The organism is Streptomyces sp. E11-3, from assembly GCF_046540415.1.
In the GTDB taxonomy this organism is placed as follows: domain Bacteria; phylum Actinomycetota; class Actinomycetes; order Streptomycetales; family Streptomycetaceae; genus Streptomyces.
Genome location: NZ_JAZGRL010000001.1, coordinates 2,876,784 through 2,886,879, shown reverse-complemented (window position 1 = coordinate 2,886,879; position 10,096 = coordinate 2,876,784). Strand labels below are relative to the sequence as shown.

Sequence of the window (10,096 nt, the reverse complement as noted above, 5' to 3'; positions counted from 1 at the left end):
GGCGCCCCCCCCCCCCCCCCCGCGGCCGTCAGCTCAGGTCGATGCCGGGGTAGAGGGGGAAGGGGGCCAGCAGGTCGGTGGCCCGGTGGGAGACCTCTTCGGCGATCTTCGGCTCCAGTACGTACTGCGCCTTGGAGGGCGCGCCCTTGCTGGTGGTGCCCGGCTGGGCGGTGGTGAGGACCGTGTCGATGAGCGCGGCGATCTCGTCCATCTCGTTCGCGCCGAGCCCGCGGGTGGTCAGCGCGGGGGTGCCGATACGGATGCCGGAGGTGTACCAGGCGCCGTTGGGGTCGGCCGGGATGGCGTTGCGGTTGGTGACCACACCCGAGTCCAGGAGGGCGGACTCGGCCTGGCGGCCGGTGAGGCCGTAGGAGGAGGCGACGTCGATCAGGTTGAGGTGGTTGTCGGTGCCGCCGGTGACCAGGGTCGCGCCGCGGCGCATCAGCCCGTCGGCCAGCGCCCGGGAGTTGTCCACGACCCGCTGGGCGTAGTCCTGGAAGGAGGGCTGGCGGGCCTCGGCCAGCGCCACCGCCTTGGCGGCCATCACATGCGGCAGCGGACCGCCGAGCACCATCGGGCAGCCGCGGTCGACCTGGTCGGCCAGCGAGGAGTCGCACAGGACCATGCCGCCGCGCGGGCCGCGCAGCGACTTGTGCGTGGTGGTGGTCACGATCTGGGCGTGCGGTACGGGGTCGAAGTCACCGGTCAGCACCTTGCCCGCGACCAGGCCCGCGAAGTGGGCCATGTCCACCATCAGGGTCGCGCCCACCTCGTCGGCGATCTCCCGCATGACGCGGAAATTCACCAGCCGGGGGTAGGCCGAGTAGCCCGCCACGATGATCATGGGGCGGAACTCGCGGGCGGTCTTGCGCAGGGCCTCGTAGTCCACCAGGCCGGTGGTCGGGTCGGTGCCGTAGCTGCGCTGGTCGAACATCTTGCCGGAGATGTTGGGGCGGAAGCCGTGCGTGAGGTGGCCGCCGGCGTCCAGGGACATGCCGAGCATGCGCTGGTTGCCGAGCTCGCGGCGGAGTTCGGCCCAGTCCTGCTCGGAGAGGTCGTTGACCTGGCGGACACCGGCCCGCTCCAGGGCGGGGGCCTCGACCCGCTGGGCGAGTACGGCCCAGAAGGCGACCAGGTTGGCGTCGATGCCGGAGTGCGGCTGGGCGTAGGCGTGCTGGGCGCCGAAGAGTTCGCGGGCGTGCTCGGCGGCGAGCGCCTCGACGGTGTCGACGTTGCGGCAGCCGGCGTAGAAGCGGCGGCCGACGGTGCCCTCGGCGTACTTGTCGCTCATCCAGTTGCCCATGGCGAGCAGCGTGGCCGGGGACGCGTAGTTCTCGCTGGCGATCAGCTTGAGCATCTCGCGCTGGTCGGCGAGCTCCTGGCTGATGGCGTCGGCGACTCGCGGCTCGACTCCGCGGATCACTTCGAGTGCGCTGCGGAAGGCGGTGGACGCGGCGGGGTGGGTCGGCTGTGTGGCCTTGGCGGACTCTGGCATGACGGACGGACCTCCGGACGTGACGTTCGTACACGGGTCGGCCCAGGCGCGCGGCACACAGTTCAAGGACCGCTCCCCGATGGTCCATCCCATCTCAGCACGCCAGTCACGGTCCTGGGGGCAGACTACCGGGCGACGCCGGGCGAGGTTTCTTCGTCCAGCATGCGAACGAGGATAGAAAAGGGCATCACCCCCGCCCTTCACCGCAGAACGAACGGAGATCCCGTGTCTCGTACGACTGCATCAGGTCAGCCGTCCGCAGCAGGCCAGCCGTCCTCGACGGCGGGCGCCACGGCAGCGGCCATCGCCGCCGCCGATGCGCACAGCGCGCACAACTACCACCCGCTGCCCGTCGTCGTCGCGACGGCCGACGGCGCGTGGATGACGGATGTCGAGGGCCGCCGCTATCTCGACATGCTCGCCGGGTACTCGGCGCTCAACTTCGGCCACGGCAACCGGCGCCTGATCGAGGCGGCCAAGGCACAGCTGGACCGGGTGACGCTCACCTCGCGGGCCTTCCACCACGACCGGTTCGCGGACTTCTGCACCCAGCTGGCCGAGCTCTGCGGCATGGAGATGGTGCTGCCGATGAACACCGGCGCGGAGGCGGTGGAGACCGCGGTGAAGACCGCCCGAAAGTGGGGGTACCAGGTCAAGGGCGTCAAGGACGGCGCGGCGAAGATCGTCGTCGCGGGGAACAACTTCCACGGCCGTACGACCACGATCGTGAGCTTCTCGACCGACCGTGAGGCCCGAGCCGACTTCGGGCCGTACACGCCCGGCTTCGAGATCGTGCCGTACGGCGACCTCACCGCGATGGAGCACGCGGTCTCCGAGAACACCGTGGCCGTGCTGCTGGAGCCGATCCAGGGCGAGGCCGGGGTGCTGGTGCCGCCGCACGGCTATCTGGCGGGGGTGCGGGAGCTGACGCAGGAGCGGAACGTGCTGTTCATCGCGGACGAGATCCAGTCCGGGCTCGGCCGTACGGGCAAGACCTTCGCCTGCGAGCACGAGGGCGTGGTGCCCGACATGTACGTCCTGGGCAAGGCGCTGGGCGGCGGCGTCGTCCCGGTCTCCGCGGTGGTGTCGAGCGCCGAGGTGCTCGGCGTGTTCAAGCCGGGCGAGCACGGCTCGACCTTCGGCGGGAACCCGCTGGCCTGCGCGGTGGCGCTGGAGGTCGTCGCGATGCTGCGGACCGGGGAGTTCCAGCAGCGGGCCGCCGAGCTGGGCGAGCATCTGCACCGCGAGCTGGGTCTGCTCACCGGTGGCGGTGCGGTGCGCGAGGTGCGCGGGCGCGGGCTGTGGGCGGGCGTGGACATCGACCCGGTCTACGGCACGGGCCGGGAGATCTCCGAGAAGCTGATGGACCGCGGGGTGCTGGTCAAGGACACCCATGGCTCCACGATCCGGATCGCGCCGCCGCTGGTGATCAGCAAGGAGGACCTGGACTGGGGCCTGGACCAGCTGCGGGCGACGCTGGGCGGCTGACGGGCGGCTGACGGGCGGCTGACGGGCGGCTGACGGGCGGCTGACGGGCGGCTGATGGACGGGGAGCCCGGCGGACCGGGGAGGTCCGTTTCGGGGGCGGCGAGTGGCTCAATGCGGGGCGTTGACAGCGGAGTTGGTCTGGACCAATGATGCGGCTCATGCGAAGAACCCGAGTAACGCTCGCCGTCCTCGTACCCGTTCTGCTGCTCCTCGGCCTCGCCGGTCCGGCCCATGCCGCGGCGCCGGACGAGACCTGGCCGGAGCCCGTCCCGGTCGTCACCAAGGTCGACACCGACGACCCCGTCGTCTTCATCACCATCGACGACGGCTGGGGCGCCGACCAGGCCACCGGAGCGCTGAAACTCCTGCGCGACCGCCGAGTCCCGGCCTCACTCTTCCTGTTGCCCGGCGCCTATGAGGCGTACCCGGACCACTACCGCACCCTCCTGGCCAACGGGCCGTCCCGGGTCGAGAACCACACGGTCAGCCACCCCGACCTCACCAAGCTCAGCTATCAGATGCAGCGCGCGGAGGTCTGCGGCGCCCGCGACCGGCAACTGGCCGCCTTCGGCGACAGCCCCCGCCTCTTCCGCCCCTCGGGCGGCGCGACGTACCCCTGGCCGTACTACAACGACGACACCCGGACGGTGGCGCGTGCCTGCGGCGCCGAGGCCCTGGTGATGTGGACCCACGACCTGTCCTGGGGCCAGCAGTTCAAGCAGGAGCTGCGGTCAGGGGACATCATCCTGCTGCACATGGGCGCCACCCTGGAGGCCGACCTGACCCGCGCACTCGACGCCGCGGACGCGGCGGGCCTCAAGCCCGCGAACCTGCGGCGGTACATAGCCGACTGACCCCGCGCCCGCGGCCCACGCGGGACCCGGGACGCCACCCGGGTCCCGCAACACGCTCTGGTCGGGCCAGCCGGGCTAGCCCGACTAGCTGGGCTTGTCGAAGGTGCCGTTCTTGGCTCGGCCCTTCTTCTTCTTTCCGTTGTAGTACCACTCCGGGTCCGAGATGCCCTTGATCGTGAGCTTCGAAGAGTCCGACCCCTTGGAGCCGGAGCTTTCGCAGTGCTTCTTGTCGATCACGCGATAGCCGCGGCCGCTGCGGAAGTCGTCCTCGTCCACGCAGTACTTCTTGGTGCCGGAGCTGCCGCACGCCGCGAGCGCCGTCATCAGAACGGCGGTTGCGGCGAGCGCCACGCCGCCCTTCCTCAGCTGCCGATGCCTGAGCTGCCGATGCCTCGTCATATGTCAGCCATCCCCCGTGATTGGTTGAATGTTGTGCCGAACTCAGCATGCCTCATGGCATCACCCGGCACAGCGCGTCCAGCGCGCCCGCCCACGCGTGGTCGGGGGGCGTCCCGTAGCCCACGACCACCGCGTCGCGCGCGGGCAGATCGGCGTCCGAGTGGCGGAAGCGGCTGAGGCCGAGGATGCCGAGCCGCTGCCAGGCGGCGCCGCGCAGCACCGACTGCTCGGTGCCCGGCGGGAGTTCGAGCACCGCGTGCAGCCCCGCCGCGATCCCGCTCACCGTGACCTCGGGGGCGTGCTCCCGCAGCGCCTCCACCAGCTGGTCACGCCGCCTGCGGTAGCGCAGCCGGGCCCCGCGCACATGGCGGTCGTACGCCCCCGAGGTCAGGAACTCCGCGAGCGTCAGCTGGTCCAGGGACCCGCAGGCCCAGTCCTCGGGCCCCTTGGCCTCGGCCACGACGGACGCCAGGGAGCCGGGCAGCACCATCCAGCCGAGCCGCAGCCCCGGCGCCAGGGACTTGCTGGCCGTCCCCATGTAGACCACCCGGTCCGGGTCCAGGCCCTGCAGCGCACCGACCATCTGACCGTCGTAACGGAACTCGCCGTCGTAGTCATCCTCCAAGATCAGCCCGTCGCTGAGCCGCGCCCACTCCACGGCCTCCGCGCGCCGCCCCGGCGACAGCGGCATCCCCATCGGGAACTGGTGCGCGGGCGTCAGCAGCACCGCACCCGGCCGCATCGCCGCCAGCTCCTCGGTACGGGTGCCGAGCGCGTCGAACGGCAGCGGCGGCAGCCGCAACCCGGCCGCGGCCAGCACATCCCAGTGGACGTCGAGCCCGTACGAGTCCACCGCGACCTCCCGCACCCGGCGCTCCCGCAACACCTTCGCCAGCAGCATCAGCCCGTGCGCGAAGCCGGAGCAGACGACGATGCGGTCCGGGTCCGCGTAGACGCCACGGGCCCGCGCCAGATAGTCGGCCAGCGCGGTACGCAGCTCGATCCGCCCGCGCGGATCGCCGTAGCCGAGCGCTTCGTTGGGCGCCGCACCCAGCGCGCGCCGGGCGGCCCTGAGCCACTCGGCGCGCGGGAAGGAGGCGAGGTCGGGGGTGCCGGGCAGCAGGTTGTACGCCACCGAACCGCTGCTCCGCGGCGGCATCGGCGGCGCGAGGGGCCGCGGCACGGACCGCTGCGCGACCCGCGTCCCCGAGCCCTGCCGAGCGGTCAGCCACCCCTCGGCCACCAGGTCCGCGTACGCGTCGGCCACCGTGTTGCGCGCGATACCCAGGTCGACGGCGAGCGAGCGCGAGGAGGGCAGCCGGGTGCCGGGGGCGAGCCGACCGCCGCGTACGGCCTCCCGCAGGGCGTCGGTCAGCCCCTTGCGCAGCCCCGAAGAGCCCACGTCCAGATGCAGATCGACGCCGTCGACGCCCAGATTGGCCCAAGATTCTGGCATAGGAATGGACCATACCCCTGGGCTGCCTGGCAGTTAAGTTCGTACCCATGACGACGGAACACGTACGGGAGTACGCACCCGAGCACACCCCCCGACTCGCCTGGGCCAAACAGGCGCCCGAGGCCTACAAGGCCATGGTGAAACTGGACGCGGCCGCCGCGCAGGGCCTGGACCCGGTCATCAACGAACTGGTGAAGATACGCGCCTCGCAGCTCAACCACTGCGCCTTCTGCCTCGACATGCACACCAAGGACGCGCTCGCCCAGGGCGAGACCGTCGAGCGGATCGTCCAGCTCAGCGCCTGGGAGGAGTCCAAGCACTTCTACACCGAGAAGGAGCTCGCGGCGATCGAGCTGACCGAGGCGGTCACCGTCCTCACCGACGGCTTCGTACCGGACGAGGTGTACGAGAAGGCCGCCAAGCACTTCGACGAGCGGGAGCTGGGCCATCTGATCGCCGCGATCACGGTGATCAACGCGTGGAACCGGTTCGCCGTGACCACCCGGATGGTGCCGGGCCACTACAAGCCCGGCGACTTCAAGTAAGGGGCATCCGACATGGGTGAGGTACGGATGTTCCGCGCGCTGCACCACGACCGCGCTCCCGGCGACCCGCTGGTCCTGCCCGGACCGTGGGACGCCGCCAGCGCCCGGGTCTTCGAGGAGGCCGGATTCCCGGCCCTCGCGACGCCCAGCGCCGGGGTCGCGGCCTCGCTCGGCTACGAGGACGGGTCCACACCCGCCGCGGAGATGTTCGCGGCGGTGACCAGGATCGTCCGGGCCGTGTCCGTACCGGTCTCCGCGGATGTCGAGTCCGGGTACGGGCTCGCCCCCAAGGAACTGGTGGAACGGGTCCTGGAGACCGGGGCGGTCGGGGTGAACCTGGAGGACTCCGTGGAAGGGGTCCTCCAGGACCCGCGGCGCCATGCGGACCGGCTGGCGGAGGTGCGGGCCGAGGCGGGGGATCGGCTCTTCATCAACGCGCGCGTGGACACGTTCGTACGAGAGGCGGCCGATCCCGTGGCGGCCGCGGTCAACCGGGCGCGGCTGTATGTGGCGGCCGGGGCGGACTGCGTGTACCCGATCCTGGCCCCGGTGGAGGCACTGCCCGAGCTTCGGGCAGGCATTGAGGGGCCCATCAACGCGGCCGCCCACCCCTCGGGGGTGAGCCTGCGCTCGATGGGTGAGGCGGGGGCTACTCGGATCACGTTCGGGCCGGGTTTGCAGATGGGGGCGATGGCTTCGCTCGCTGAGGTGGCGCGTGGGCTGAGGTCAGGGCTTTAGCCCCCCACCGCGCCCCTTCCTGAGAGTCCTCAATCGCCGGACGGGCTCCAACGGAGCCCGTCCGACACTCCGGCGCGGCGGTCGGCCCGGCGCTGTCCGCCGTGCTGGGATTCTGGTCCTATGGACTGGCTGAAGAAGCTCCCCGTGGTCGGGCCGATCGTCACGCGGCTGATGACCACTCACGCGTGGCGCTCCTACGAGACCCTGGACCGGGCCCACTGGACGCGGCTGGCCGCCGCGATGACCTTCACCAGCTTCGTCGCGCTCTTCCCGCTCCTCACCGTCGCCGCCGCCATCGCCGCCGCGACCCTCAGCACCCAGCAGCAACAGGACCTCCAGGACAAGCTCGCCGAGCAGGTGCCCGGCATCTCGGAGCAGCTGGACATCGCCAATCTGGTGGAGAACGCGGGCACCGTCGGACTCGTCGCGGGTGCTCTGCTGCTGTTCACCGGCATCAGCTGGGTCGGCTCGCTACGGGAGTCGCTGCGCGCCGTCTGGGGCCTGGAGGACGCCGACGAGAACGCCATCGTGCGCAAGCTCAAGGACGCGGGCGTCCTGGTCGGCCTCGGCCTGACCGGACTCCTCTCGCTGGCCGCGTCGGCCCTCGGCAACACCGCGCTGTTCTGGTTCGTACGGAAGCTGGGCCTCGACGACGAGGGCCCGATCGGCTGGGTCCTCCTGGTCGCCGTACTCGCGCTCGCCGTACTCGCCGCCTTCCTGATCCTCCTCTACACGCTGACCCTGCTGCCCGGCGTACAACCGCCGCGCCACCGTCTGGTCGTCGCCGCGCTCATCGGAGCGGTTGGCTTCGAGCTCCTCAAGGCGCTGCTCGGCAGCTATATGAAGGGCGTCGCGGCGAAGTCCATGTACGGCGCGTTCGGCGTGCCGGTGGCCCTGCTGATCTGGATCAACCTGACCGCGAAGGTGCTCGTGTTCTGTGCCGCGTGGACGGCGACGGGCACGGCAGAAGAGGAGAAGCAGCCCGCAGCAGAAGAGGAGAAGCAGCCCGCAGCAGAAGAGGCTGAGGAAGACGCAGCGGAAGACGGTGAAGACGTCAAGAACGAGCCCGACGGCCCAGCGGCCACCGCCGGTTGACCACGAACACCCCCGCGCCGACCAGCGCCACCGCGCCCCCGACGACCGCGAGCGCGATCCCCAGCCCACTGGAGCCCTCCGAAGCCGCCGCCGCAGGGGTGGCGCCCTCGTTCTTCTCCTTGCCGGGCGCCGGCGCGGCCTCCGACGCCCCGCCGCCCACCTTCACGTCCTTCGGCGGAACCAGCTCGCCGACCGGCGCCACCTTGCCGGACGCGGCGAAGCCCCAGTCAAGGAGCCGCGCGGTCTCCTTGTAGACGGCGCTGCTCTCGTCCGAGTCCGGGTTCATCACGGTCACCAGGAGCACCGTGCCGTCCCGCTCGGCGACCCCGGTGAAGGTCGTCCCGGCGTGCGTGGTGGAGCCGTTCTTGACGCCCGCGATGCCCGGGTACGGCGTCACACCCCGCGCGCCCGTCAGCAGCCGGTTGGTGTTCTGGATCTCGAAGGGCTTGCCCTTCTTGCCGCCCTTCTTCTCCTTGCCGGGGAACTTGGCGGTGGCCGTCGCGGCGTACTCGCGGAAGTCCTTCTTCTGCATGCCCGAGCGCGCGATCAGCGTGAGGTCGTACGCGCTGGAGACCTGGCCCTTGGCGTCGTAGCCGTCGGGGTTGACCACGTAGGTGTCGAGCGCCTGGAGCTCCTGCGCGCGCTTGTTCATGTCCAGTACGGTCTTCTTCTTGCCGCCGTTCATGGCGCACAAGACGTGTACGGCGTCGTTGCCGGAGGCGAGGAAGGCCCCGAGCCACAGTTCGCGGGCGGTGTAGGTCTGGTTCTCCTTGATGCCGACCACGCTGCTGCCCGCACCCATGCCCTCCAGGTCCGACGGGTCGACCTTGTGCTCCCGGGTCTTCGGGAACCTCGGCAGCAGGGTGTCCGCCAGGAGCATCTTCATGGTGCTCGCCGGGGCCAGTCGCCAGTGCGCGTTGTGCGCGGCGAGCACGTCACCGGACTGGGCGTCCGCGACGATCCAGGAACGCCCCGACAGCTTCTTCGGCAGCACGGGGGCGTCGCCGCGCAGTTCCAGCTGGGTACCCGGTCGGCTGAGCCGGATGCCGCCGACCTTCGACATCGTGTCCGGTGGCTTGGGCTTCTCGTCGGCCTTGTCGGCCTTATCGGCCTTGCCTGGCTTGTCGTCCGCGAGCGCGGGAACCGTGGCGGACATCGTCAGCAAAGCGGCAGAAGTGACCACGACAGCGGTCTTCTTGAAGGCGTACACGGTCGGAAACGTACAGGGTGTGGCTGAGGACACCCGCCCCGGCGCACCCCGGCGACGGCACGAAAGGGACAGCCGCGATACTGAGCCCATGAAGCTCAGCCGTCCCGTCTCCTGGTTCCTGCTCGCCTTCGGGGTGTGGAGCTGGGTCATCTGGGTCACTTTCATCAAGAATTTGTGGAAGGACGCGAGCGGTCTCGCCTTCGACGACGCCGGTGATCCGACGGGGTACTTCTGGGTGCATCTGCTGCTCGCGGTCACGTCCTTTGTCCTGGGGACGGTGGTCGGGGGCATTGGGTTCCGATCGCTGCGCGTACTGCGCCGAACGTTATAAGGCTGTACGTCATACGGAGTGACTAGGGAGTGACTGAAGAGTGATCGTCCTGGTCGTGCTCGCCGCACTCGCCGGACTCGCGGTGTTCGCCGCGCTGCACTGGTACGTCTGGCGCAGACTCGTGCGCGACACCACCGCGCCGCGCGGTGTGGGCCGCCGCGCCGGTACGGCCGTGTTCGTCGCCGGTCCGCTCCTGATGGTCGGCGCGCTGGTGAGCGGGCGGGCAGGGCTGCCGTTCCGGCTGCAGCAGGTGCTGGCCTGGCCCGGCTATATGTGGCTGGCGCTCTCGCTGTACGTGCTGCTCGCGCTGCTGATGGGCGAGGCCGTACGACCCCTGCTGCGGAGGTTCCTTGAGCGGCGGGCGGCGGCCAAGACCGAGGCCGAGGCCGCACCGGTCGTGGAGGAGGCCCCCGTACGGGAGGCGCAGCCGGTCGCGGCGCGCAGCGGCGAGGGCGCGTCAGCGTCCGCCCCCGAGCTGGCCCCGG

General features: G+C 70.8%; 10 protein-coding genes, 1 pseudogene and 1 riboswitch. Of the genes and pseudogenes, 7 read left to right on the top strand and 4 right to left on the bottom strand.

Translation table 11 applies throughout. The annotated features are described in order from the left end of the window. Positions 1 to 28: 28 nt before the first annotated feature. Entirely contained in the window at positions 29 to 1,495 is a 1,467-nt protein-coding gene (locus U9R90_RS13005) for a glycine hydroxymethyltransferase (RefSeq protein WP_411056602.1), read from the bottom strand. A 33-nt stretch (positions 1,496 to 1,528) separates the two neighbouring features. Further along, a riboswitch (ZMP/ZTP riboswitch) is annotated at positions 1,529 to 1,615 on the bottom strand. Between the two features lie 105 nt (positions 1,616 to 1,720). Between U9R90_RS13005 and rocD the strand changes: the two genes are divergently transcribed. Both rocD and U9R90_RS12995 read left to right on the top strand, forming a co-directional pair. Then, complete coding sequence (gene rocD, locus U9R90_RS13000) at positions 1,721 to 2,983, top strand: ornithine--oxo-acid transaminase (RefSeq protein ID WP_411056601.1); 1,263 nt, start codon at positions 1,721 to 1,723, stop codon at positions 2,981 to 2,983. 158 nt (positions 2,984 to 3,141) lie between these two features. After that, complete coding sequence (locus tag U9R90_RS12995) at positions 3,142 to 3,837, top strand: polysaccharide deacetylase family protein (protein ID WP_411056600.1); 696 nt, start codon at positions 3,142 to 3,144, stop codon at positions 3,835 to 3,837. Positions 3,838 to 3,921: 84 nt separating this feature from the next. Here U9R90_RS12995 and U9R90_RS12990 read toward each other — a convergent pair whose 3' ends face one another. Beyond that, positions 3,922 to 4,188: a hypothetical protein gene (locus tag U9R90_RS12990; protein ID WP_411056599.1), complete on the bottom strand. Its 267-nt coding sequence runs from the start codon at positions 4,186 to 4,188 to the stop codon at positions 3,922 to 3,924. A 100-nt stretch (positions 4,189 to 4,288) separates the two neighbouring features. Then, positions 4,289 to 5,692 carry a PLP-dependent aminotransferase family protein gene (locus U9R90_RS12985; RefSeq protein WP_411056598.1) on the bottom strand — a complete coding sequence of 468 codons (1,404 nt, stop codon included), beginning with the start codon at positions 5,690 to 5,692 and terminating at the stop codon, positions 4,289 to 4,291. Between the two features lie 47 nt (positions 5,693 to 5,739). Between U9R90_RS12985 and U9R90_RS12980 the strand changes: the two genes are divergently transcribed. The 3 genes from U9R90_RS12980 (at position 5,740) to U9R90_RS12970 (ending at position 8,070) form a co-directional block, all read left to right on the top strand. Continuing rightward, the gene (locus U9R90_RS12980; RefSeq protein ID WP_411056597.1) at positions 5,740 to 6,237 is read left to right on the top strand and encodes a carboxymuconolactone decarboxylase family protein; all 498 of its coding nucleotides are present in this window, start codon (positions 5,740 to 5,742) and stop codon (positions 6,235 to 6,237) included. 12 nt (positions 6,238 to 6,249) lie between these two features. Continuing rightward, the gene (locus tag U9R90_RS12975) at positions 6,250 to 6,975 is read left to right on the top strand and encodes an isocitrate lyase/phosphoenolpyruvate mutase family protein (protein WP_411056596.1); all 726 of its coding nucleotides are present in this window, start codon (positions 6,250 to 6,252) and stop codon (positions 6,973 to 6,975) included. Between the two features lie 120 nt (positions 6,976 to 7,095). Next, complete coding sequence (locus U9R90_RS12970; protein WP_411056595.1) at positions 7,096 to 8,070, top strand: YihY/virulence factor BrkB family protein; 975 nt, start codon at positions 7,096 to 7,098, stop codon at positions 8,068 to 8,070. On the opposite strand, the gene U9R90_RS12965 is transcribed toward U9R90_RS12970, so the two are convergent. Then, the gene (locus U9R90_RS12965) at positions 8,030 to 9,280 is read right to left on the bottom strand and encodes a D-alanyl-D-alanine carboxypeptidase family protein (RefSeq protein ID WP_411056594.1); all 1,251 of its coding nucleotides are present in this window, start codon (positions 9,278 to 9,280) and stop codon (positions 8,030 to 8,032) included. The genes U9R90_RS12970 and U9R90_RS12965 overlap by 41 nt on opposite strands. A gap of 88 nt (positions 9,281 to 9,368) precedes the next feature. On the opposite strand from U9R90_RS12965, the gene U9R90_RS12960 reads away from it, so the two are divergent. Both U9R90_RS12960 and U9R90_RS12955 read left to right on the top strand, forming a co-directional pair. Beyond that, on the top strand, positions 9,369 to 9,611 hold the full coding sequence (locus U9R90_RS12960) for an SCO4848 family membrane protein (RefSeq protein WP_411056593.1): 243 nt from the start codon (positions 9,369 to 9,371) through the stop codon (positions 9,609 to 9,611). Between the two features lie 40 nt (positions 9,612 to 9,651). Continuing rightward, a pseudogene (locus U9R90_RS12955) lies at positions 9,652 to 10,096 on the top strand (metallophosphoesterase); the annotation flags it as partial.